Source organism: Maribacter corallii (assembly GCF_047345415.1).
In the GTDB taxonomy this organism is placed as follows: domain Bacteria; phylum Bacteroidota; class Bacteroidia; order Flavobacteriales; family Flavobacteriaceae; genus Maribacter_C.
This window is the reverse complement of record NZ_JBLFEP010000004.1, coordinates 279,485-302,540: the sequence shown is the minus strand read 5'-3', so window position 1 is coordinate 302,540 and position 23,056 is coordinate 279,485. Positions and strand designations below refer to the sequence as shown.

The window sequence follows — 23,056 nt, the reverse complement described above, 5'->3', positions numbered from 1 at the left end:
CTAATTGTCGCGTATTTCACCTAGATTTTGAATTTTTTCATAAGTACCTGTGAAGTTTTTCTTTTCGTTGAGATTGAAATAAATGAAAGCCCCTGCAACCACGGAGATGAGATTGAGTAAAAACTGTGCTACCGCGCTGATGATGTTGAGCAATAAATAAATGGGGTCTTTAAAGATGTCCACTACAGTTTCCGCGTCCATTTCACCTGAGAAAATACCCATTTTTGCAATTTGGTATACTTGGGCGGGTATGGAAAAGGCATAATTGGCAACACCAACGATGATGCCAATGATCAAGAGGGTTGCAAAGGTAATCCACCATTCATCCTTGACCAGGGCAAAACTTTCGCCATAGGCATCGGTAGCCCCTTTATCACTAAAGACCAAAATACTGAATGAGAGGGCTAGAGGCACCCATAGGTAAATACCGGGGATGAAGCACAACATAAATCCGACGACCACTGAAATGCCTACCAAAAAACCCAGTCCTATAAAGCTTCCGAATTTTTTGTAGACATCCGATTTGATTTCATCAAAATTGATTTGACCCTTTCCATTGGCATATGACTTGATATAGTGCAATGTGGTCGATTGAGACATGACATACACCACAAGAACGGCAATGATATAAAGGAAACCGACTACGAAAAGGGTAGCAAAATTTATTGCCTCGTTGTTTGAGCCGGCACCCAATAATAAATTGTTGAAGCTATTACCTGCAAAATACATATACAAGGCCATGCAAATGACCATCACCAAAAGGTAAGGGCCTACAATTTTTAAAAAAGTATTGAAAAAAGGTTTGAACTCATTTCTCAGAAAGGCAAAGGTGTCGGATAGAATATCTCCGAGTTCACGTTTTTTCTTAAATTCTATATAGGTTTTCATGGTATTGTTTTTTTATTGAGTTGGTAGGGATATATGATATAGTAAAAAATAATAAGTGCCAGTGATCCCGATATAATGAGGATGGCAAGCCAGTCTGGCATTTCGGTGTGACGGGTTACAAAACCTTCGAGGAAACCTGCGATAATAAAAAAAGGAACGGTACTTAGCATGATTTTCAAACCATTGACTACGCCTCTTTTGAACGACTCTAACCGAGTGTAGGTGCCTGGAAAAAGCATTCCATTGGCAAGTACTAATCCTGCACATCCGGCAATGATAATGACCGATATTTCGATAGTGCCGTGGATCCAAATAGTTCTAACGGATTCCCATCCCAAGCCCTTATCGAAAAAGAAATACTGAAAACTGCCCAACATGATGCCGTTTCTCAGCATGATATATAAGGTGCCGATACCCAATAAAATGCCAAAAGCAAAGGCATATACGGCTACGGTAATATTATTAATGGTAATACCGAGGAACATGTTGACCTCTCCCATTTGTTTGTAAACGGCCATTGGATCGTCATTTTCGATGTTTTCGAGGGTCATATTGACGTATCCATCCCCTAAGATCGACCGGACAAAATCGCCCTCATTTGCCGACGAAAAAGCACCTACCGCAGTGAAAAAGGCAAATACCAAAAACGCAATAAGCAATTCGCGCCTATGATGATAAAATAGGGTCGGAAATTCTGTTTTCCAGAAACTGATAATTCGATTTTTTGAATCGCGCTGGGTCTTATAGATTTGTCGATGCGCCTGCGAAGCTAAGCCGTTGAGATAGAATTCGGTGTTACTCCCAGCGTAAAAGGTTTTGGCATAACTTAAGTGGTCGGTAATTTCTATGTAGAGGTCGGACAATACATCGGGTGCTATATCCGTTTTGTTCGATAGTGCGTTTTCAAAGACCGCCCATTTATCCTTATTTCGTTTTACGAATGCGGCTTCTCGCATTACTATGAGGGATTAAGAGATTATTTTGATTCGTGTTCTTAGAACTAATATTATCTACTTTTGTTGTGGAGTAAAGAAAAAATAAGATAAACGGATAGCCCAACTGAATGAAAATTGCAAGAGGTTTCTCAACGATAGAGTGGACTTCCTGCACCCAAAGAAACTAATTATATGGAACAATTTCAAATTGAAACTGCCCAAAATATAAGCATTCATCAAAATACAGCCCACCTTGGTGAGCGTATGTTGGCTTATATCATTGACAGTTTTATTATTTGGGTCTATGTGGTTCTTATGTTCTTGTTGTTGATTACCATGGATATCGACATCGAAGATATGTGGGCCCTTTATTTGGTATTGAACTTGCCCGCTTTTTTGTATTACGTACTACTGGAAACCTTTATGGATGGCAAGACGGTGGGTAAAAGCCTGGTACATATACGCGTGGTAAAACTTGACGGGTCCAAACCTAATTTTTCAAGTTATGTCGTACGGTGGGTGCTCAGAATTATTGATGTGGCCCTTTCCTCAGGAGGTGTGGCCGTATTGACGATCCTACTTCGTGGAAAAGGACAACGCGTTGGCGATATCGCGGCGGGTACCACGGTAATCAGTGAGAAGAAAAGGGTTTCGATCAAAGATACCTTGCTCAGTGACCTTCCAGAGGCCTATATACCCAAGTTTCCGCAGGTCACTGTTTTCAAAGATCGAGAAATGCAAACGATTAAAGACCTCTACACCTCCGCCAAACGAAATGGTGACCACAACGTTATCGTATCTTTGAGCGATCGTATTAAAAAGGTAACCGGAATAACTACTGAATTGAGAGCCCTAGACTTCGTAGATGTCATTATCAAAGACTATAGTTTTTATACACAGCAACTCTGACAATGCATGAATGTTGGAAGATGAAGCTGTCAATGAACTTCATTGGTTCTAAAGAGATTCCATTTTTGCGATTTACCTACGCTTATGACAAGTTGTAACCACTTAAAAATCAAAGCCAACTAATGTTTTACTTTGCCATTGATATTCTGGGAACCATTGCGTTTGCGATTTCAGGGGTTTTGGTCGCCATGGAAAAAAAGCTTGACCTGTTCGGAGTGATCATTATAGCCTTTGTAACCGCCATTGGAGGTGGAACCTTGCGTGATGTCTTGATTGGCAATACCCCGGTCGTCTGGATGCGCGAATTGACATACGTCATCGTCATTCTTAGCGCCGTAGTCGTTGCCATTCTCTTCTCAAAGCATTTGCGATATTTGCGTAAGACTCTTTTTTTATTTGACACCATAGGTATTGGACTCTTCACTATGGTCGGTGTCGAGAAAGGCCTTAATGAAGAATTACTGCCCGTAATGTGTGTAGCCTTGGGTACTATTACCGCTTGTTTCGGTGGAGTCATACGCGATATCCTGTGCAATGAGATTCCCGTTATTTTCAGAAAGGAAGTGTACGCTACGGCTTGTATCTTAGGGGCGTTTTCTTATTTCTTGTTACGAATGTTACCTTTTACCGAAGAGTATGCCTACAGTGCTGCGATATTGATTATCATCGGAATACGTATCGTCGCGGTAAAATTCAAGATCGCCCTGCCCAATATTTATCGCTAGAGCATGCCACTTATAAGGATTTTAACGGATATCGCAATTTTTTATGACTAAAAGCTAGGGTGAGCTGTAAAACGACTCATCGAATAACTTCGATTTTCTCAATGTAAACATTATTTGAAGGCCAGTCTCCTTTGCCGACAGGCACTGCATTGATGTCGTCCACAACGTCCATGCCTTGAATGACCTTCCCAAACGGGGTATAACTGCCGTCTAGATGATATGAGCCTGGTTTAGTAACCACAATGAAAAATTCGTAAGGAGAGGCCAATTTGTGCGGATTATCTCGTTCACTACTTGGCATGGAAAGCACTCCACGATGATGTTTATACCCCTTTTTGCCATCAGGGGGAAGCAGGTATCTTCCGATCTTCCTTCTTTTTTGGGGGGTCTCTCTGTCATCGGCATTGCCTCCTTGAATGATAAAGTTCTTCACGATTCGATGAAACTGAGTGCCATCAAAGTACCCCTGCTTGGCGAGGTATATGAAATTGGCCTTGTGGTAAGGAACGTTGTCGAATAACTGCACAGTGAAACTACCCATGCTGGTGGTGATTTTAAGGACGTTCTCTTTGAGGTCTTTCTGGTATTCAAAAAAGAACTCAATGGCATTCTCCTCAGTTAGCATAAATTCCTCTGCTTCCTCCTTATTCGGAATGGTATCTTTTGGTGCCGTGTCAACAATCGTGTCTTTCTCGACCACTCGAGTATTTACTTCCTTGGTCTTATCTTTACATCCGCCCAAAAAAAATAGTATTAATATTGCAGCCCTAACGATTCTTTTCGTACTCATGGATTTTAAGGTTTTTTCACAACAAGTCTCAAAAATAGAAAATCTGCCTTTACCGGGTGAAGCTTCCCATTTTAAAATGGCACCGGAATTTAGAGTTGAGGAGTTGCGGATGGCTCGTATCAAAAAGAGAAATCCAAAAAAAGCTGCCGTACTAGCCTTGTTTTACCCGAATGAAGGCCAGCTTACCAACTTACTGCTTATCCTTAGAAAAACATACAAAGGAGTCCACTCCAATCAAATTGCGCTGCCAGGAGGCAAGACGGAAGCTTCGGATTTGGATCTGAAGGAGACTGCCCTACGGGAAACACATGAAGAAGTAGGCGTTTCGCCAGAAAAAGTGACGATTATCAAATCGTTAAGTGAAGTGTATATACCGCCCAGCAATTTTGAAGTGCAACCCTATGTTGGTATAAGTCGCTCTAAGCTTTCTTTCATTCGACAAGAAACAGAGGTGGAGGAAATCATTGAGGTGGCGCTGACCGACTTTTTGGACGATTCCAATATATTTCACCAGAAGTTGAGTACTTCCTATGCGGAGAATGTTGAGGTACCCGCCTTTAAACTTGAAGGTTACACGGTTTGGGGTGCAACGGCAATGATGCTCAGTGAAATCAAAGAACTGTTGAAACAGGCATTATAAGGCATGAATTCGTAAATTTGTCGAAACTTACCTCGAACACTATGGGCTTATTCAAAGAGAATCCTTTCGGACACGTACTGTTTTTGAAAAAGTGGCTCATCCGCATTTTGGGGGTGATGACCCATCAGCGGTATAAGGGTTTTAATAAGCTTGAAATCGAAGGTTCGGAAATCATACGGGATTTGCCTGATACCAATGTGCTCTTTGTCAGTAACCATCAAACCTATTTTGCTGATGTTGTAGCGATGTTCCATGTGTTCAATGCGAGCCTAAAGGGCAGAAACGACAGTATTAGGGGCCTAGGGTATTTATGGAATCCGAAATTGAACGTCTACTATATTGCTGCGGCGGAGACCATGAAAAAGAGTCTGCTCACCAAGATATTGGCCTATGCCGGCTCTATAAGCGTGGAACGCACCTGGCGGTCCGAGGGAAAGGATATCAATCGCCAAGTTAAAATGAGCGATATTTCAAATATAGGTAGGGCCTTGACCGATGGATGGGTCATTACGTTTCCACAAGGTACAACTACGCCTTGGAAACCATTGCGAAAAGGAACGGCCCACATCATTAAGAAGTACAAACCTGTTGTAGTACCGGTGGTCATCGATGGTTTCCGGCGCTCGTTCGATAAAAAAGGACTGCGTGTCAAGAAAAAGGGCATTCTACAGTCGATGCATATCAAAGAGCCGTTGGATATCGATTATGAGGCAGAGTCTTTTGAAGCGATTATCGAGAAATTGGAGTACGCTATAGAACAGCACCCTTCTTTCTTAAAAGTAATTTCGAAGGAAGAACTTCTTGCCTATGAGGAAGAACACCAAAAACGCCGCTACAGCGCCAAGAGTTAATGTGCTATACTTCCAGTTTTTTCAATTGGGAGTAGTTTCTCTTCAGCTTTTTCAAGAGCAAGCCATAGAGTAGAAAATAAATCCCGCCCAATACTATGGTAAAAGCTATTCCACCGATAATCATGGCAAGTATAGCGGCGGTCTTGATTTTTTCCAGCGAGACCTCCGAAGTGCGTTCCGAAACACCTTCAATGGACAGTAAAAAGGCATCATTGAAATAAATGAAAAAAGCAAAGATCACGAACATGATAAAACATACGGATAACGAAAAAATCACGTAATGCTTTACGGTTCTACGGGTCTTTATGATCTTCCGCATCAGGCTTTTGGCATTATCGAGCACCGATATCTCTTTGTACCTTCGATAAAATTGGTAGATAAAATAAGCAACACCAATATAATAGACCGCGGATACGCCGAAAAAATAAGGACTTACACCTGCTTGTTTATAAATCTCCATACCTTCTTTCATAGACGGAATCAAGTACAGCAATTGTGGAAGCAAAATTTCTAAAATGCTGATAATCAATATCCATTTTACTATAGAAGAAGATTTCTTCCATAACATGGTATGAATGTCGTTGAAAGACAGTTTCGGAAGATGTTCTTCTTTTTTCTGCCAATCTTTCTTTAAAAGGTCCAGTTCGTCCGTCATAACCCTAAGGATTCAATATGGTTCTTAATTTTGTCTTGATACGATTCATCTTTACCCTGGCGTTCACCTCTGTGATACCCAAGGTCTCGGATATTTCGCTATAGTCTTTATCTTCTAAATACAGAAAAACCAGGGCTTTATCAATATCGCCCAGTTGTTTGACCGCTTTGTACATCAATTTCAATTGTTGTTCTTCCGTCTCATCGTATTCGTCGGCCTTGATCTTAAAAATTACAGATTCATAATCTTGGGTCTGTATCCGTCTTTTCGATTTTCTATAGAGTGTAATTGCGGTGTTCAATGCCACGCGGTACATCCATGTACTGAACTTTGAATCACCCCTGAACTTCGGATAGGCCTTCCACAATTGAATTGTTATCTCTTGAAACAAATCATTGTGCGAGTCCCTATCATTCGTGTACAGGGTACAGACCTTATGAACAATATTTTGATTGCTCTCTAGTTCCGTCACAAATTGGTGTTCCAGTTCTTTATTCACTTATGATTGGTGGTAGTTGTTACCTATTAGTTGATGGCTTCGCCGTTTTGTTACAGAAAATGGCCGATAATTCGACCATTTTCCGTTTCAGTTCGTAAACCGAAATCAGTTTCTGTAGTCTAAGGCGGGCGCGCGATCACCAAGTAGGGGAACGTATTTGAAATCGGCCCCTCTCTTTTCAATGAATTCGGCCTTTGCCTTGGCGACTAAATCTTTATTCTTAAAAAGATCAATGGCCGTCAGGGTGAGGGTTTTCGCTGCGACCATCATCCCCTTTTTTCCTATGGAGGTTCCGCCGGCGGCCACGGCTTGCCAGCTATGGGCAGGCGTACCAGGCACCCAAGTAGCCGCTCCCATTCCGACCGTCGGTACAGTAAAACTTACATCACCTACATCCGTAGAACCAAAAGCACGGGCCTCGGTCTTATAGGGTTGCACGTTTTTTGCGGTAGCGAGATCGGCCTCTTTTTGTCCCAAACTGACCGCGATTTTATCTGCAAATGCTTTTTCTTCGGCAGAGTAGGTAAGTCCACCTACTTTGGAGAGATTGTCATGCATGATTTTTTGAAGTGTGAGGTTGGGAAGTAGTTCGTGGGTGCCCCCTATCATTTCATAATCCATTGTGGTGCCGGTTCCGAGCGCTGCTCCTTCGGCTGCTTTGACGATACGATCAAAAATGTCAATGACCACATCACGGGTATTATGACGGGCGTAGTAGTACACTTCGGCAAAATTAGGTACCACATTCGGGGCTTTCCCCCCATCCGTAATCACATAGTGTATTCTAGCTTCCTGGATGACATGTTCACGCATCATGTTGACCATGGCGTTCATCGCCTCAACACCATCTAAAGCAGATCGACCCATTTGCGGCGCTGCGGCAGCATGTGAGGAAACACCGTAAAAACGAAACTTGGCGGATTTATTTGCCAATGCGGCACCGGCACTGGCAGCATTTTGCGAACTCGGATGCCAATGCAATGCGATATCCACATCGTTAAAAAGTCCCTCACGTACCATATACACCTTTCCTGATCCACCTTCTTCTGCTGGAGTACCATAAAAACGAATGGTGCCTGAGGTTTTAGATGCTATCATCCAATCTTTGGTAGCAATTGCCGCTGCTGTCGACGCAGTTCCAAAAAGATGGTGCCCACAGGCATGTCCCGCTGCTTTTCCGGCCGATTTTTTTTCAGGTACTGCCTCCTGTGACAGTCCGGGTAGTGCATCGTATTCTCCCATTATGGCTATTACGGGTGCACCGCTACCATATTCGGCAATAAATGCCGTCGGAATTCCCGCAACCCCTTTTTTGATGGTGAAGCCTTCTGCACTCAAAGTTTCTTGTAATAGCGCGGAACTCTTTTCTTCTTGATAGCCCATTTCGGCTAATTCCCAAATATTTTGGGCAATGCCACCGTAAACTTCGGACTTACTGTCTAATTTCTTGAGGACATCCTCCGTCTTTTTCTGGGCGTTGCCGACAAAAACGAAAAGAAGTATACTTGTAATGCTGAGTATTGATTTTTTCATGTACGATACGTTAAATGAGTTTTAGTTGAGTTGTATTCTTTGTTGATGTGTACTTTCGAATTCTTCGTCAAGATCAAGTTTTTTGATCTTTTCGTTATCAAGCTTATACACCAAGACGAATTCCATATCCGTGATATTGATAAAAGTGGAGTAGAGCGTACCCCCGGTTTTCCCTTTCTTATCTGTTCTCGGTGTTTGTACGGCGCCCTCTAAGGTCTTGGCTACACTTAAAAAGTCGATGGGTCTGTCACTGGATTCCATACGGGTTATGGCCGATTCAATGGCACTGTATCTTCGACAAGGATAATTTCCGGCTTCGGGGTTCGATACCAGATAATTGGTCATAATCAACCGATTCTTCTCGATCGGAATGACTTTTTTAATCCCATCTATCCATTCCACGATAACGGCTTGTCCAGAAGCATCACCAAGCATCATGTGGGCATCTGATAACCCGATCCTTTGCTTTTCCAGAAACTCAAGGGCTTCCTCAACCGACTTGCATTCAGCTAGAATGTCACTTCCTAGGTTGCCTTTATACTTCTTGGCTCCCTTGATTTTTTGTTGATCTGGAGTAACCGCCCCATCAAAAAAAAGGCCGGCTTGATTGACGCCCCCTTGGGCAAAATCATCCCAACCATACCAAAGATGCGCCCATTTGCTTCCTGATTTTGGTTCTATTTGAAGGTAAGCTTCAACGTTGTACCAGTAGTCTTCGTTATTGGCAACATAGATTTTTCCGGTTTCCGAATCAACATAGTACAATACCGAACATGCGTGACTTAAATAGGTGAAAAAAAAGAATGCCAAGAATGCGTAGGGATAAATTTTTTTCAAAAGTGTCTTCTGGTTTTAAATTGTCTTTAAATATAGTGAATCGGCCGATATCCGACTCACTATGGTTAAAACAATTTGTAGACCATGGCTTGATATGGGCGTACTTCGAATGTACCGTTATCCACCCTTGTATTGGCATCGTCATTTGAAATCAGTAGCTTGGCCTGTGTGCCGCTCATCTCATCGAAATGCACGGTAGCTCGGTCTTCCGAAAAACTAAGTAAAATCAAATAACACTCTTTTTCCAAGCTGCGGGTATAGGCATATACCTGCTCATTTTCAGGAAGCAAAAGTTGGTATTCGCCATAGATCAGGGTCAGATGGCTTTTTCGCAACTGCACCATTTTACGGAAATAATTTAGTACGGAATGCGTATCGGCTTCTTGCGCTGCCACATTGATTCCTTCTCTGCAGTTGCCATTGACGCTGATCCAAGGGTTTTCAACCGAAAACCCGGCATTTTCAGAGCTATCCCATTGCATCGGGGTTCGTGCATTATCACGGCTTGCATCTTTTTCGTTTTCAATGAAGGCCTCTAAATTGCCACCTTGCTGTCTTATGGTTTCCGCCCGGTTAATGGTATTGATATCACGATAGTCGGAGAGCGTTTCAAATTTGATGTTGGTCATGCCGATTTCTTCGCCATAATAAAAGTATGGTGTGCCTCTCATGGTCAGTAGAAAGGTTTGTAACATGGTCGCCGAATTGTACCAATGTGTTTTTGAATCGTTGCCCCAACGACTGACACTTCTTGGGAAATCATGGTTGTTGAGGTACATGCTTCCCCAACCTTTGTTGGCGAAAACGCCGTCCCAATCACTGTGTATTTTTTTGAACTCGGTCAGTTTCCAAGGCTCCTTTTGCATCATGAACGTTTCTCCGGTCTCCCGATCCAATGACATTAAATCGAAATGAAAAAACATATTGAGCTCGTTTCGATCTTCATTTACAAACTGTAACGCCTCGTCAATATGTACTCCAGGAGCCTCGCCTACGGTCATCACATCATACTGACTTAACACCTTTTGATTCATTTCAAGCAGATAGTCGTGCAATTTTGGGCCATTGGCATAAAAAGGGATAAATTCCCCATTGTATTTTTCAGGTAGCTTCGGAAAATCAGTGTCTTTTGAAATAAAGGAAATGACATCCATGCGAAAACCATCTACGCCCTTGTCAAACCAAAAACGCATCAAATCGTATATCTCTTCGCGTAGTTTTGGGTTTTCCCATTTCAGGTCCGGCTGTTTGACGGAAAAGCAATGGAGGTAATAGGCATCGGTCTGTTGATCATATTTCCATGCGTTACTTTCGACATCGAAGAAGCTCCATCTTTTTGGGGGAATTCCTTTTTCCGCTGGCCACCAATGATAGTAATCGCGGTACGGATTCGCTCTCGATTTTCGAGATTCTTGAAACCAACGGTGTTCATCACTGCTGTGGTTGACTACGAGATCCATGACCAATCGCAATCCTCTTTCTTTCATACCCGCCAATAGCTCATCAAAATCGGCCATTGTACCAAACTCTTTCATGATACTGCGATAATCGCTGATATCATAACCATTGTCATCGTTTGGGGATTCGTAAACAGGGTTCAGCCAGATGATATCCACACCTAGGCTTTTAATGTAGTCCAGACGTTTGATGATACCACGAAGATCACCGATTCCGTTACCGCTAGTATCCTGAAAACTTCTAGGATATATTTGGTAAACGATACCTTCTTTCCACCATTGACGGTTCAGTTCCAAGTGTTTTTCTTTTTGCATTAGTAGATAAATATAGGATATGATTATGATAAAATCCTAAGGAAAATACCCTAAAAACCAACTACAACGATTGCGTTTATTAGGTAGTTGGGGAATTCCTAAAAAACACCTTTAAGATGTAGATCTTAAGAAGGAAATACCAACTGGGTTTGACCTTATTTTTGTTAAAAAAGTGGTAAGGTTCATTGTGTGAAGTTGATCATGTTATTATTTGCGTTAAGTTTAGGAAGAAAGTGAGGGTTTATGAGAAATTTACGTTTTACTTTTTTTACCTTTTTTACGATGTCTTTGCTGATGTCACAGTCTGTTGATGAGCTGCCTTCCGAAAGTTCTTTTGGGATATCAAGGTGGTCTTATGACGGTTTTTCCTATGCCGATTTTGGTACTCAAGAACAACATTCCTACTTTTCCGTAATGTATCGGTTGAGTCCTAAATTACAGGCGGAATTACAGGGGTTTTATGATACCTATAGAACTGCTGATATTTTCGACATTTCCCTTAGGCTCAAATGGTACCCATCTGAAAAAATGTACCTTTTTTCTGGAGTAGGACTCCAAATAGAACAGAAAAAGGTCTTGGGAGAGTCTCCCGTTCTATCCATGCCTATGAGAGTGTTGAACGGAGTGGGCTATGAACTGAATGAGGCTATGCAACTTGAAGCGGTTCACGATTTGAACTTCAATGCTAATTCTTCTGGTAGCAATGGCATTCCAAGTCTTCTGAAAGTGAAGGGAAAGTATCGTTTTTGAATTCTCAATCCGATGATCTTGGATGAAATTGATGGATCACATCGGCCAGGTAAGTTCGATCAACATGCATATACACCTCGGTTGTCGTAATACTTTCATGACCTAACATTTGTTGAATAGCGCGTAAATCTGCCCCATTTTCCAACAAGTGCGTGGCAAATGAATGTCTAAACGTATGTGGACTGATGGTTTTTCGGAGGCCTGTTTTTTCCGCAAGTTGTTTAACAATAGTAAAGATCATGGCCCGGGTGAGTTGTTTGCCCCTACGGTTTAAGAAAAGGATATCTTCCGAGCCTTTCTGTACCTTTTGATGAATCCGGATCTGTTTGCGGTAGATATCGATGTATTTCTTGGTGATATCGCTTATCGGTACAAAGCGCTGCTTATCTCCTTTACCTGTGACCTTAATGAAGTCTTCTTCAAAATAGAGGTCCGATATACGGAGGTGGATCAACTCGGATACACGAAGACCGCAACCATATAGGGTTTCTATGATAGCCCTATTTCGTTCGCCTTCGGGCTTTGACAGGTCAATGGCGCGCGTGAGCTCGTCAATCTCGTCTAGCGATAAGGTGTCGGGCAGTTTCCGACCTATTTTTGGCGATTCGATAAGGTCCATAGGATTGTCAGGTCTGTAGTCTTCGAAAACCAGATAATTGAAAAAACTTTTAAGTCCTGATATGATACGGGCCTGAGATCTGGGATTGACCTCTTTTGCGATATCGTAGATGAATTGCTGAAGGGTATCTTTTTGGATTTGAATGGGGCTATCCGAAATCGTATTTCCATTCAGAAAGAGGACTAATTTCTCGATATCCAATAGGTAGTTCACGATGGAATTCTGTGCAAGTCCCCGTTCAATTTTAAGATAGCTCCTATAGTCTTCTTGAGCCTGTTTCCAGTTCATATACCAAAGATACCTTTTCTGGAAGCAAATCCGATCGCCATGATAGGATGTCAAAAAAACAAAAAAAGAAAAGGTCGCGACCTCAAAAAGACAGCAGTTTACAACGTATTTTGATGCAGTGACAACTAATAATTATCAAATACCGCTGTAGATGCTAAGTTTGTAAATGAAACCAACAAACCAACCCTTATCATGAGAATTTTTATAGTGTTAGTATTACTGGTCACAACTTCTTTGTCGCTGCAGGCGCAGCGGGTGGACCGTACGAATTTCAGAGCAGGAATCAACGGAGGTCTCGTTGTCGGTGATTTCTCGGAAGCATATAGTTTTACCTTGGGCGTAGACCTTTACCATCATTGGGGGGTGTCAAGGGAAATCGATTTAGGTATTGCTACCGGATTCTCCAATGCATTTGGAGAAACACAAGAAGCAGGAAGTATACAGGCCAAGTTTGATAATGTGCAATATGTTCCTTTGGCGGGTTCTGTGCGCATCTATCCAACTTCCGGATTTAAATTCGGAGCCGATGTGGGGTATGCCCTTGGCGTGAATAGTGGAAACGAAGGCGGATTTTACTATAGACCCTCCCTAGGTATTGATATGAACGGCGGCACCAAGGAATTTCATATTTCCTATTTTGCCGTGAATGGTGACGCCACCTTCTCTTCGGTTTTAGCCGGCTTTTTAATCTTGTTCTAGGCATAGTAAAACAAAAAATATGGCAAGGCGTGAAGAAATTCACGCCTTTTTTGTTTTTCAAAAGACCGCTGAAATGTTCAGCGGACTTTAAAGGAGTCGATGTACTTCTTCAAAAAGCAAGACAAAGCAAGGGGAGGTCCCATTTTCGTTGAAATGCCGTGAGGTTTGGCATTTTGATGGCCAATTTTTTTATATTTATGATCTATAAACAACGAAACACAACTATTATGAAAAAATCCCTCTACATGGCCTTATGTGCCATATGTATGTCCGCTACCCTTTTCGCCCAAGACGATATTAAGATCGGAGTGACCGGTGGACTGATCAACTCGAATACAAGCGTTAATTTATCCGTAATAGGTTTTGATCTGCTCGATCTCAATGCCATTAACAAGGTAGGATTTTATGTAGGCGCCATCGGTGATGTCGGTATTACCGAAAAATTTCATGCGCAGGCAGAGTTAACCTACGGCAGCGCTGGGGATTTGGGCTTTATATTTTTACCCATTATGGCCAAGTATTACATTTTAGATGGACTGAATATTCAGGTAGGGCCTCAATTCAATATTTCTACGAATGTTGGGGAAATCAAAAGTGCCATACGTGATATTGAAGATGTTGTAGGGTCGAATGGCAACCTTGATGACGTCATCAGTAAAACCGGAGTCGATCTTGGTTTCGGAGCGGGTTACGATATTACGGACAACCTCTCTGCCCAAGCCCGTTTTGCTATTGAAATGACCAATCGCTATAACGGTCCGTTGAACAACTCGTTAAAAGTCAGGGCATCGACCTTTAATATTGGAATTGCTTATTTTTTCTAAGAGATACGCCTCATATCTTTTCTTATTAACCTTAAATCATTTTTGCTATGAAAAAAACAGTAGTATTTATCGTATGCGCGTTTATCGGTCTGAGCACCAGTAACGCACAAGTTATTCAGGGCACCAGTAACGTCGGAGGCGGCAGTAGTGCCGACACTGAATTCAATATTGGGGTCAAGGCAGGTTTCGGAGCATCTACTTTTTTCGGCTCCGGATTCACCGGTATTTCTGCACGACCTAGTGTTTATGCCGGGGGTATTGCTGAGATACCTGCTTTTTTTGATGGTTTTTATTTGCAACCGGAACTGGTTTTTTCATTACAAGGGGCTGATGTTGGTTTGGACAATTTGAACCTGTACTACCTGAACATCCCGCTAATGGGCAAGTACCATATTACAGAGGAGATCGCCGTTGAGCTTGGACCACAAATCGGCTTTTTGATTGCCGACAGCTGGGACGACCCAGTTACGGGCTCTGAAACGAACAAAATCAACCTCGGGATCAATATCGGTGGGGGCTATCGACTGAACGAGAATCTTTATTTTCAGTTGCGATTTAGTCCCGGTTTCACTAAGATTCTGGATGATATCAATCTTACCAATGGTGTATTTCAGGTAGGAGCGGCCTATTTCTTTTAGATTGATATTGAGAAAATGATAGTAGTTACCAAGACCAACGTTTTCTTTTAAGGTGAAATAGCCTAATTTTAACCTATGAAGTTAATTATCATAAACGGCCCGAATCTCAATCTTCTTGGAAAACGGGAACCTGAAGTCTACGGCAACAAGACTTTTGAGGATTATTTTGCCGAACTTCAAATCAAGTTCAAGAATGTTCAACTGGAGTATTTTCAATCCAATATCGAGGGAGAGCTTATCAGTCGAATTCAGGAAGTTGGTTTTTCATATGATGGTATTGTGCTTAACGCCGCTAGTTATACCCATACTTCTGTCGGTATAGGTGATGCGGTAAAGGCCGTTGAGACACCTGTAGTCGAAGTGCATATCTCCAATACCCATAAAAGGGAAGAGTTCAGGCATGTTTCCTATATATCCTCTGGGGCCAAAGGTGTCATACTTGGTTTCGGTTTACAAAGCTATGACCTGGCCATACAAGCTTTTATCGATTCGAAGTAAAGTCCGAATCTGGTTTACGGTGCGTATATATTCATAAAAACCCCCTGCTATGAAACCGATTATAGGGCTGCTGCTGCTTGTTTTTTTCCCATTCTTTTCTTGTAATACTGAAGATGCACAGGTTGCTGTGGATGGTGTCGAAGAGGAGGAAACGGAAGAACCCGTCATAGCCAAGGTCGAGATTTCCTTGTCAACGGCCTTCCCAGAGCTCTCTTTCGAACAGCCACTTGACCTACAATCGCCAAATGATGGTACGGACCGTATTTTCGTAGTCGAGAAGCCAGGAAGAATCCAGGTCTTTTCCAATGCTACGGATACTAGCGAAGCTACACTTTTTCTAGACTTGGGAAATGACATTTCTACAACCAGTGAGCAAGGGCTTTTAGGCTTGGCGTTTCATCCTGATTACAGCTCAAATGGCTTCTTTTATGTGTATTATACGCCCAACACGGGGCAGTCGGTTGTATCTCGCTTCTCGGTTTCAGCATCCAATGGTAGTACTGCCGAGCGCGATAGCGAACTGGTTTTGTTAGAGATACCACAACCTTTTACAAATCACAATGGAGGACAAATCGCTTTTGGACCGGATGGCTTTCTCTATATTGCTCTTGGCGACGGGGGAAGTGGGGGCGACCCACTGAATCATGGTCAAACAACAAGGTCACTTTTGGGTAGTATACTTCGCATTGATGTTGATAACCGGGAAGGTGAAGCCAATTATGCAATTCCGCAAGATAATCCCTTTGTGGATGACCAAGGCTCACGAAATGAGATTTATGCTTACGGTCTTCGAAATCCGTGGCGGATGAGTTTTGATAGCCAGACCGATAAATTATGGACGGGTGATGTGGGTCAAGGTGCTATAGAGGAGATCGATATTATTACGAATGGTGGAAATTATGGTTGGAAATTTTTTGAAGGCACCGAGTGTTTTTCAGGGGATTGTGATGCTACAGGATTGATTCCTCCGATTTTTGAGTACGATCATACAAATGGAGACCGTTCGATTACCGGTGGATATGTATATCGAGGGGCGGCACTTCCCACCCTACAGGGAAAATATATCTACGGTGATTTCGTCAGTGGCAGAATATGGGCCTTGGAAGAAGACGGAAGTGCAAATACCTTGCTTGTTGAATCAGGCCTTGCCGTCGCCTCTTTCGGCACGGATGCAAACCACGAATTATACGTATGCGCTTTTGATGGTTCGATTTATAAGTTTGTAGAAAACGCCCAATAGGTTCTTTAAGTAAGCGATTACCCTTCAACTCTAGAACTCACTCCGATGCTTTCAAGGGTTTCAAATACTTTGAGTCCACATAGAAGGTAGCAAAGGGGAGAAGGGATGCGGTCAATAAAATGACCACTCGTTTGAACGGCCATTTTTTTTGGAAACAAAAAAGCAAAGCGAGTAGGATGTATGCAATAAAAAGAACGCCATGCGCATAACCAACATATTTATTGGGCATGGGTAAGCCGGCCATGTACTTCAGAGGCATGGTCACCGCAAACAAGGAGAGATAGGATATGCCTTCTAAAATGGAGGTAATGCGGAACAGGTTGAGCATAGCTTTAACTAAAGAGAATTAAGATAATAACGGGGAAAATCAACCCTATAAGTGCCAATTTCCACCCCCTTCTTTTAAAGGTGTTCTTTCCCTTGGTGATAATGAACATTCCGGTAAAGGCGATGACAAGCATACCGATACCGAAAACATCTGAATACCAGATCCAGAACTTATTGGTCGTTTTATGCAAGAACATCGTTTGCCCCAAAATAGGAGTTTTACGCTTGTACTCTACAATGCCTTTGCCGGTAGTCAGGTCAGCATCAAGCACAATATTATCATCATAATAGACGCGGAGTTCGTTATCTCGAATTCGGTGACTATCATATTCGACATCCAGATTCCAAGATGACGAAATTTCTTTGATGAACTTCTCCGAATCAATGGCGTTTTTATCCGACGGAAGCTCCAATTGCACTTCTTTGGTCTCATAGGTGTAATCCATTGGGTACCAATCTTGCCGATGGTTCAATATGATTCCTGAAAAAGAGAATGCGATAATCAAACCGATATAAAAATAGGCGACATCTCTATGAACAGTTCTATTTTCCCATTTCATTTCGACTATATTTTTCTAGTTTTATCGATACCTCAACCTTGGAGCAATCCCAAAGGATATACCGACTATGATTTCGAGTTCGCTGTATTATAAATGGATAACCTCGTCATAAGCGTCCGCTACTGCTTCCATAACTGCTTCGCTCATGGTCGGGTGAGGGTGAACAGCTTTCAAAACTTCGTGACCAGTAGTCTCTAGTTTACGCGCGACCACCGCCTCGGCGATCATATCGGTCACACCAGCTCCGATCATGTGACAGCCTAACCATTCGCCATATTTCGCGTCGAATATTACTTTCACAAAACCGTCTGAGGCTCCAGATGCTTTTGCTTTACCACTTGCCGAAAAAGGAAATTTCCCCACTTTAATGTCCAATCCTTTTTCTTTGGCCTGTTTCTCGGTTAGCCCCACGGAAGCCACTTCAGGAGAACAGTACGTACAACCAGGTATATTACCGTAATCCAACGCTTCCACATGCATTCCCGCGATTTTTTCGACACAAAGAATTCCTTCTGCGGAAGCAACATGGGCCAAGGCCTGTCCGGGTGTCACGTCTCCTATTGCGTAGTATCCAGGGATATTCGTCTGATAGAAATCGTTGACCAATATTTTGTCCCTGTCCGTAGCTATACCTACATCTTCAAGACCGATATGCTCAATATTGGTTTTGATGCCAACGGCGGAGAGCACCACATCAGCTTCTAAGATTTCCTCTCCTTTTGAGGTTTTTACCGTAGCTTTTACTCCTTCACCTGAGGTATCTACTCCAGTGACCTCGGCTGATGTCATTATCTTGATTCCGGTTTTCTTGAAACTTCGTTCCAACTGTTTCGACACATCCTCGTCTTCTACGGGAACGATACGGTCCAAATATTCAACAACGGTAACCTCCGTTCCCATGGCATTGTAGAAATAGGCGAACTCGATACCTATTGCCCCACTACCCACTACAACAAGCTTTTTTGGCTGTTTTTCCAAGGTCATCGCTTCGCGATATCCAATGATTTTTTTCCCATCTTGAGGTAGACTTGGAAGCTCACGGCTACGAGCACCTGTAGCAATGACAATGTGCGAGGCACTATGTTCGGTTTCGCTGCCATCTTCACTTTTCACGGAGATTTTCTTGCCCGGTTTTAAAGTTCCGAAACCCTTGATCACTTCGATTTTATTTTTTTTCATCAAGAATTGAACGCCCTTACTCATGCCATCTGCGACACCTCTACTACGTTTCACCACGGCATCGAAATCCTTATCCACTCCTTCGGCCTTTAGGCCGTAGTCACCTGCATGTTGAAGGTATTCGAATACCTGTGCTGATTTCAATAGTGCTTTGGTCGGTATACAACCCCAGTTCAGGCAAACACCGCCAAGGCTTTCCTTTTCTACAATGGCTGTTTTCAAACCCAATTGTGACGCCCTGATAGCGGTTACGTAGCCGCCTGGACCACTACCCAAAACAATAACATCGAAATTGCTCATATCCTTAGTTTTTGAAGTTCATTTTACGAAGTGCAAAAGTACGGAATTCAAACTCCAAAAAGCAAGTGCCGAATCGCAAAAGAGCGATAATCCGAAATTGATTTACAAACCGAATTTTTCTTTGTTAAAGGTTGCAGAGCCCCCCTTGGGGATGGAGAGGGAATTCCATCCGGCCCCTTTTATCATTTTTCCGATAAAAACGATTTGTCCCACATGATTTGAATAGTGGGCGAGTTGGCGATGCACGGCTTCTATGACCGTATGTTGCTCATTCCGAATGCGTATGGGTGTATTAAAATTGGTACCGTTAAGGGTCGCTAAAGCATCGAATAGGCAGTTCCAGCCCTTGGCCCACGCTTCGAGCATTTCTTTTTTTGACCCGTAGCCGTTTTCGAATTCATCTTCCCGATTGCGCCAGATCTTCTCGCCATCTTCCTCCAAAAAATTAGTCCATCTGCTACGCATATTTCCCACTAAATGCTTTACGATAATCGCAATGCTGTTATCGGTATCGCTATAGGTCCAATGGATGTCCTGATTATCAAGCTGGGCAAAGGTTCGGTCACCTAGTGTTTTGTAGCGTTTAAATTCGAATAGGGCACTATCTATAAAATTTTTCTCGTAGCTCATGTACTTCAAGATAAAAAATAATAGGCTTACTTGTATTTTGTACCAGTTCAAGAACAAAAAAACCGGAACCTATCGGCCCCGGAATTTGAAGTTTGTCTTTCTTTTCAAAGAAATCAAACACTAAGGGATCACAACCTCTATTTTGAGGGGATGAATTTCAAGGCAGCGCCATTGATACAGTGCCGTTCGCCCGTTGGGGCAGGGCCGTCTTCAAAAACATGTCCTAAATGCCCACCACAGGTAGCGCAATGCTCTTCGGTGCGTTTGTATCCTATTTTATAATCGACGTCATAGCCAACATTTCCTTCTATTTCCTTATAAAAACTGGGCCATCCCGTACCGGAGTCGAATTTGGTCTCGCTTCTAAATAGTTCCGTGTCGCAGGCGGCACAGACATATATACCTTCCTCTTTATTGTCTAAAAGTTCGCTCGTGAATGGGTTTTCGGTAGCTTCCTTTCGAAGGACATAGAACTGCATGTCGGTCAGTTGATTTTTCCATTCTGCCTCGGTCTTGGTAATTGGAAATTCCTTTTCGGACTTTTTTTGAATGACTTTTGCCGATTCATTTTCTTGCGAGTTGCCCTTGCAGGCGAGTACTAAGAAGCAAAGGGCGATGGTAATATTTCGTAACATAGCTAAATTTTGTTTTTTCTTTTTCTCATTCCTCTTTTATCAGGAATTGTTTTTGGAAATTCTAATTGAAATGAACTTTCGTTTTTAGACGTAGCGCACTTGGAATACTTTCAAAATTAAGAATTATTCCTATAGGTACTGATAAAGAAAAAGCCCCCTTAGTAATTAGAAAAAGGGGGCTGTTTTAAGGGTTTTACCGCTCTTAGGGCAATTTGATTTTTTGGATATCACCTTCTTCGATATTTAAGGCCTGAAGTACGGTTGATAGATTTGATTTATCCATTTTAGAGGACGTGCCCAGATTGGCAGGAATGACTACGACCCTGAATACTTGTGCCTCCACAAGATCCGCCGGTATTAGGGTTGCATCGAACTCGGGTTCGACGAATATTCCGAAATCAGCTTGCGTAAAATCGAAATTATAGTATAATAATCCTTGTTCGGAGAAAAACGGTTGTGGTAACTGTCGCCAAACATCAAGTCCGTCGTTTACCTCCTCCAGTCGATACATTAGTATGACATCATCTTGTATTAGGGTGATGTCCGACGGGTAGAGCTCTGGGCCAAATTCATAGATGTTGGCATCGGTATTCAGCAAGAAATCTATTTCAAACTCAAAAGCCGCTGCCTCGAAGGCCGATCCGTCCTCACCGGCTGGTCCCTGAGGACCTTGTGCTCCGTCAAAACCAGGAGGTCCGATAGGGCCTTCGCATGAAGTTAAAAATAAGGCTAAAAATACTCCGAATACTACACTGATTTTTCTCATAATGAATATTTAATACGTTTTGTTCGATTTCTATTTTTTCTATCGTTTCAAAAAGCGTTCCATTTTTTTGGTTTGCGCAAAAGTAAAAAGACCGAATGCCAAAGTAAGCAACGCTTTTTCCTTATATTTCGCACAAGTTAGTTAGTTTTGCATCCTAATTATCAACGATATGGCCAAAGTAATAGTACATAGTCTTTTTACCGATTTCGATATTGATTTGTTTAAAGCCGGAAAGCATTTTCGATTGTACGATAAGTTGGGTTCACATCCTTTGGAAGTAGCAGGAGTTAAGGGTACTTATTTCGCGGTTTGGGCCCCAACGGCACGAAGTGTATCCGTAGTTGGTAATTTCAATGATTGGAACGATAGTGCCCATCTTTTAAATGTACGATGGGACTCTAGTGGTATATGGGAGGGTTTTATCCCCGATGTAGGACACGGTGAAATTTATAAGTATAAAATATACTCGAACAATCATGGTGCCGTAACGGAAAAGGCCGATCCTTTCGCAAGATACTGCGAGCACCCGCCCAACACTGCTTCCATCATTTGGGAAGCGGATTATAAGTGGAAAGATAAGAAATGGATGGGTTACCGGGCCGAAAAGAACGGGCTCAATCGCCCATATTCGGTTTATGAGGTACATTTGGGATCTTGGAAAAAGAAAAATGGCAATGAATTCCTGTCCTATGCCGATTTGGCTAAGGAATTAACGGAATATGTAAAGGATATGGGTTTTACCCACGTGGAGTTTATGCCCATCATGGAATACCCCTATGACCCCTCTTGGGGCTATCAATTGACAGGGTATTTTGCACCTACATCTCGTTTTGGTGAGCCGGAAGGCTTTAAGCTTTTGGTCGATACCCTTCATCAGAACGATATTGGGGTCATTCTTGATTGGGTGCCGTCACATTTTCCGGAAGATGCCCATGGCCTCGGTTTTTTTGACGGATCACACCTCTATGAACATCCCGATCGCAGAAAAGGATACCACCCCGATTGGAAGAGTTTGATTTTCAACTATGGTAGAAATGAAGTACGTGCTTTCTTGATCAGTAATGCCCTTTTCTGGCTCGATCAATTTCATGTAGACGGACTTCGGGTCGATGCAGTGGCTTCAATGCTTTATTTGGATTACTCAAGGGAAGAGGGCGAATGGGAGCCCAATATCTATGGCAATAACGAAAATCTTGAAGCCATGTCGTTTATTCGTGAAATGAACGAGGCGGTCTATTCTAACTTTTCAGGTGTACAGACGATTGCGGAGGAATCAACAGCTTTTACAGGTGTCTCGAAACCCGTTAATCTAGGGGGGCTCGGTTTCGGAATGAAGTGGATGATGGGCTGGATGCACGATACCCTTGAATATTTCAAAAAAGAGCCTGTCTACAGAAAACATCACCAGAACGACCTTACCTTTAGCATGACCTACGCATTCACCGAAAACTTTATGCTTCCTTTTTCGCATGATGAAGTGGTGTATGGCAAACAATCGTTATTGTACAGAATGCCCGGTGACGAGTGGCAGCGATTTGCGAACCTGAGACTACTGTATGGCTATATGTTTACACATCCTGGTGCGAATTTGATTTTTATGGGTGGGGAGTTCGGTCAAACTTCCGAATGGAATTTCCAACAAAGTCTTGATTGGCACTTATTGCAGTATGAAGTGCATTCGGGTACGCAACAAATGGTAAAGGACCTGAACGCATTTTACAAGACACATCCGGCTTTGTATGAGAAGCAATTCAGTCCCGAAGGTTTTCAATGGATCGATTACGGAGATCATGAGAATTCCGTATTGACCTATATTAGAAAAGGACATGATACCAAGAACGATATTTATGTTGTCTTGAATTTAACACCGGTACCTCGGGAGAATTATAGAATAGGGCTTCCTAAAAAATCCGGTACGATGAAAGAGCTCTTTAACAGTGACGAAAAGAAATATGGCGGCTCCGGTATGTCTTCCAATATTTCAAAATTGGCCAAGAAACCCTGGCATGGTCATGAAAAATCAATCGAAATAACCATTCCCCCTTTAAGTATTGTGATTTTTCAATAAC

General features: G+C 42.5%; 26 protein-coding genes. 11 read left to right on the top strand and 15 right to left on the bottom strand.

Annotated features, from left to right (window positions below; genetic code table 11):
* On the bottom strand, positions 1-888 hold the full coding sequence (locus tag ACKWCA_RS15620; protein WP_413979138.1) for a hypothetical protein: 888 nt from the start codon (positions 886-888) through the stop codon (positions 1-3).
* On the bottom strand, positions 885-1,844 hold the full coding sequence (locus tag ACKWCA_RS15615; RefSeq protein ID WP_413979137.1) for a stage II sporulation protein M: 960 nt from the start codon (positions 1,842-1,844) through the stop codon (positions 885-887). The genes ACKWCA_RS15620 and ACKWCA_RS15615 overlap by 4 nt, the downstream gene beginning before the upstream one ends.
* A gap of 171 nt (positions 1,845-2,015) precedes the next feature.
* On the opposite strand from ACKWCA_RS15615, the gene ACKWCA_RS15610 reads away from it, so the two are divergent.
* On the top strand, positions 2,016-2,732 hold the full coding sequence (locus tag ACKWCA_RS15610) for an RDD family protein (protein ID WP_413979136.1): 717 nt from the start codon (positions 2,016-2,018) through the stop codon (positions 2,730-2,732).
* Between the two features lie 122 nt (positions 2,733-2,854).
* A complete protein-coding gene (locus ACKWCA_RS15605) occupies positions 2,855-3,457 on the top strand; it encodes a trimeric intracellular cation channel family protein (protein ID WP_413979135.1) in 603 nt (200 codons plus the stop codon).
* 76 nt (positions 3,458-3,533) lie between these two features.
* Here the strand turns inward: ACKWCA_RS15605 and ACKWCA_RS15600 are convergent, their stop codons facing one another.
* On the bottom strand, positions 3,534-4,247 hold the full coding sequence (locus ACKWCA_RS15600) for a peptidylprolyl isomerase (RefSeq protein WP_413979134.1): 714 nt from the start codon (positions 4,245-4,247) through the stop codon (positions 3,534-3,536).
* On the opposite strand from ACKWCA_RS15600, the gene ACKWCA_RS15595 reads away from it, so the two are divergent.
* Together ACKWCA_RS15595 and ACKWCA_RS15590 are read left to right on the top strand one after the other, a co-directional pair.
* Positions 4,246-4,887: an NUDIX hydrolase gene (locus ACKWCA_RS15595; protein ID WP_413979133.1), complete on the top strand. Its 642-nt coding sequence runs from the start codon at positions 4,246-4,248 to the stop codon at positions 4,885-4,887. The two genes, ACKWCA_RS15600 and ACKWCA_RS15595, sit on opposite strands and share 2 nt — an antisense overlap.
* A 41-nt stretch (positions 4,888-4,928) precedes the next feature.
* Entirely contained in the window at positions 4,929-5,738 is an 810-nt protein-coding gene (locus ACKWCA_RS15590) for a lysophospholipid acyltransferase family protein (protein ID WP_413979132.1), read from the top strand.
* Between the two features lie 4 nt (positions 5,739-5,742).
* Here ACKWCA_RS15590 and ACKWCA_RS15585 read toward each other — a convergent pair whose 3' ends face one another.
* The 5 genes from ACKWCA_RS15585 to ACKWCA_RS15565 form a co-directional block, all read right to left on the bottom strand.
* Positions 5,743-6,393, bottom strand: coding sequence for a hypothetical protein (locus tag ACKWCA_RS15585; RefSeq protein ID WP_413979131.1), 651 nt, complete (start codon positions 6,391-6,393; stop codon positions 5,743-5,745).
* Between the two features lie 4 nt (positions 6,394-6,397).
* On the bottom strand, positions 6,398-6,892 hold the full coding sequence (locus ACKWCA_RS15580) for an RNA polymerase sigma factor (protein ID WP_413979130.1): 495 nt from the start codon (positions 6,890-6,892) through the stop codon (positions 6,398-6,400).
* A 105-nt stretch (positions 6,893-6,997) separates the two neighbouring features.
* Positions 6,998-8,425, bottom strand: a complete 1,428-nt coding sequence (locus tag ACKWCA_RS15575) for an amidohydrolase (protein WP_413979129.1) — start codon at positions 8,423-8,425, stop codon at positions 6,998-7,000.
* 21 nt (positions 8,426-8,446) lie between these two features.
* Entirely contained in the window at positions 8,447-9,262 is an 816-nt protein-coding gene (locus ACKWCA_RS15570) for a carcinine hydrolase/isopenicillin-N N-acyltransferase family protein (protein ID WP_413979128.1), read from the bottom strand.
* Between the two features lie 65 nt (positions 9,263-9,327).
* Positions 9,328-11,034, bottom strand: coding sequence for a glycoside hydrolase family 13 protein (locus tag ACKWCA_RS15565; protein ID WP_413979127.1), 1,707 nt, complete (start codon positions 11,032-11,034; stop codon positions 9,328-9,330).
* Positions 11,035-11,277: 243 nt separating this feature from the next.
* Between ACKWCA_RS15565 and ACKWCA_RS15560 the strand changes: the two genes are divergently transcribed.
* Positions 11,278-11,784 carry a hypothetical protein gene (locus tag ACKWCA_RS15560; protein ID WP_413979126.1) on the top strand — a complete coding sequence of 169 codons (507 nt, stop codon included), beginning with the start codon at positions 11,278-11,280 and terminating at the stop codon, positions 11,782-11,784.
* 4 nt (positions 11,785-11,788) lie between these two features.
* Here ACKWCA_RS15560 and xerA read toward each other — a convergent pair whose 3' ends face one another.
* On the bottom strand, positions 11,789-12,691 hold the full coding sequence (xerA, locus tag ACKWCA_RS15555) for a site-specific tyrosine recombinase/integron integrase (protein WP_413979125.1): 903 nt from the start codon (positions 12,689-12,691) through the stop codon (positions 11,789-11,791).
* A gap of 192 nt (positions 12,692-12,883) precedes the next feature.
* On the opposite strand from xerA, the gene ACKWCA_RS15550 reads away from it, so the two are divergent.
* The 5 genes from ACKWCA_RS15550 (at position 12,884) to ACKWCA_RS15530 (ending at position 16,590) form a co-directional block, all read left to right on the top strand.
* Positions 12,884-13,390 carry a hypothetical protein gene (locus tag ACKWCA_RS15550; RefSeq protein ID WP_413979124.1) on the top strand — a complete coding sequence of 169 codons (507 nt, stop codon included), beginning with the start codon at positions 12,884-12,886 and terminating at the stop codon, positions 13,388-13,390.
* A gap of 227 nt (positions 13,391-13,617) precedes the next feature.
* Entirely contained in the window at positions 13,618-14,214 is a 597-nt protein-coding gene (locus ACKWCA_RS15545; RefSeq protein ID WP_413979123.1) for an outer membrane beta-barrel protein, read from the top strand.
* A gap of 47 nt (positions 14,215-14,261) precedes the next feature.
* Positions 14,262-14,852 (top strand): porin family protein, encoded by a 591-nt coding sequence (locus tag ACKWCA_RS15540; protein WP_413979122.1) that lies wholly within the window; start codon positions 14,262-14,264, stop codon positions 14,850-14,852.
* A 75-nt stretch (positions 14,853-14,927) separates the two neighbouring features.
* Positions 14,928-15,350, top strand: coding sequence for a type II 3-dehydroquinate dehydratase (aroQ, locus tag ACKWCA_RS15535; protein WP_413979121.1), 423 nt, complete (start codon positions 14,928-14,930; stop codon positions 15,348-15,350).
* Positions 15,351-15,399: 49 nt separating this feature from the next.
* Positions 15,400-16,590, top strand: a complete 1,191-nt coding sequence (locus tag ACKWCA_RS15530) for a PQQ-dependent sugar dehydrogenase (RefSeq protein WP_413979120.1) — start codon at positions 15,400-15,402, stop codon at positions 16,588-16,590.
* A gap of 37 nt (positions 16,591-16,627) precedes the next feature.
* Here ACKWCA_RS15530 and ACKWCA_RS15525 read toward each other — a convergent pair whose 3' ends face one another.
* The 6 genes from ACKWCA_RS15525 to ACKWCA_RS15500 form a co-directional block, all read right to left on the bottom strand.
* Entirely contained in the window at positions 16,628-16,918 is a 291-nt protein-coding gene (locus ACKWCA_RS15525; protein ID WP_413979119.1) for a DUF3817 domain-containing protein, read from the bottom strand.
* Positions 16,919-16,922: 4 nt separating this feature from the next.
* A complete protein-coding gene (locus tag ACKWCA_RS15520) occupies positions 16,923-17,477 on the bottom strand; it encodes a PepSY-associated TM helix domain-containing protein (protein WP_413979118.1) in 555 nt (184 codons plus the stop codon).
* Positions 17,478-17,564: 87 nt separating this feature from the next.
* The gene (gene lpdA, locus ACKWCA_RS15515; RefSeq protein WP_413979117.1) at positions 17,565-18,956 is read right to left on the bottom strand and encodes a dihydrolipoyl dehydrogenase; all 1,392 of its coding nucleotides are present in this window, start codon (positions 18,954-18,956) and stop codon (positions 17,565-17,567) included.
* 102 nt (positions 18,957-19,058) lie between these two features.
* The gene (locus ACKWCA_RS15510) at positions 19,059-19,586 is read right to left on the bottom strand and encodes a DUF1572 family protein (protein WP_413979116.1); all 528 of its coding nucleotides are present in this window, start codon (positions 19,584-19,586) and stop codon (positions 19,059-19,061) included.
* A 137-nt stretch (positions 19,587-19,723) separates the two neighbouring features.
* Entirely contained in the window at positions 19,724-20,221 is a 498-nt protein-coding gene (msrB, locus tag ACKWCA_RS15505; RefSeq protein WP_413979115.1) for a peptide-methionine (R)-S-oxide reductase MsrB, read from the bottom strand.
* 202 nt (positions 20,222-20,423) lie between these two features.
* Positions 20,424-20,987: a collagen-like triple helix repeat-containing protein gene (locus ACKWCA_RS15500; RefSeq protein WP_413979114.1), complete on the bottom strand. Its 564-nt coding sequence runs from the start codon at positions 20,985-20,987 to the stop codon at positions 20,424-20,426.
* A gap of 169 nt (positions 20,988-21,156) precedes the next feature.
* Here ACKWCA_RS15500 and glgB point away from each other — a divergent pair, with 169 nt between their 5' ends.
* A complete protein-coding gene (gene glgB, locus ACKWCA_RS15495) occupies positions 21,157-23,055 on the top strand; it encodes a 1,4-alpha-glucan branching protein GlgB (RefSeq protein WP_413979113.1) in 1,899 nt (632 codons plus the stop codon).
* The last annotated feature ends 1 nt before the right edge of the window (position 23,056 follow it).